Here is a 225-nt window from a genome sequence, read left to right on the forward strand (position 1 = left end):
TGCCTCCGACGCGATGAGCGGCCCCGGTCACGCGAGCGGCGCGGACGGCCCCGACGGCTTCGACACTCCCGAGGCCGACGTCACCAGCGACTACACCCCCGACGCCACGGGAAGCTCCGAGGCCCCGAGCGAGGCCGTTGCCACCGGCGACTGCGACAGCGACGCCGAAAGCGCCGACGACCCCACCGGGGCCGAGGGCGCCGCCTCCGGCGTGATGGGCGACCC

At 76.4% G+C, this 225-nt stretch carries 1 pseudogene; it reads left to right on the forward strand.

Features of this window, described 5'->3' with window-relative positions:
- Positions 1–225 (forward strand): annotated as a pseudogene (locus tag HCK04_RS40820) (hypothetical protein); the annotation flags it as partial.

The organism is Microbispora sp. CL1-1 (genome assembly GCF_012034195.1).
Taxonomy (GTDB): domain Bacteria; phylum Actinomycetota; class Actinomycetes; order Streptosporangiales; family Streptosporangiaceae; genus Microbispora.